Origin of the sequence: Photorhabdus viridis, from assembly GCF_040256935.1 — a bacterium.
GTDB classification, from domain to species: domain Bacteria; phylum Pseudomonadota; class Gammaproteobacteria; order Enterobacterales; family Enterobacteriaceae; genus Photorhabdus; species Photorhabdus viridis.
This window is the reverse complement of record NZ_JBEJZY010000474.1, coordinates 1-223: the sequence shown is the minus strand read 5'-3', so window position 1 is coordinate 223 and position 223 is coordinate 1. Positions and strand designations below refer to the sequence as shown.

At 59.6% G+C, this 223-nt stretch carries 1 protein-coding gene; it reads right to left on the bottom strand.

Going from position 1 to position 223, the window contains the following annotated elements:
* Positions 1 to 9 precede the first annotated feature (9 nt).
* On the bottom strand, positions 10 to 223 hold a 214-nt coding region (locus ABR397_RS24195; protein WP_350307897.1), incomplete at its 5' end, for a hypothetical protein.

Sequence of the window (223 nt, the reverse complement as noted above, 5' to 3'; positions counted from 1 at the left end):
TTGCCGGTTTCACTCCAGCCTGACGACGCGCACACCGTCACCCTGCATACCCCAGACGGGTATGCCATCGCCTGTCCATTGACGCTGTTGCCTGACGTGATGCGGGTACTGTCCCGATGCTGAAACCGCAACAACTCTTTCTGGTGCGAGAGCCTGTCGACATGCGCCGGGGCATTGATGCCCTGACCCAACACCTCGAGGGACTGAATTTACGCTGGCAGGA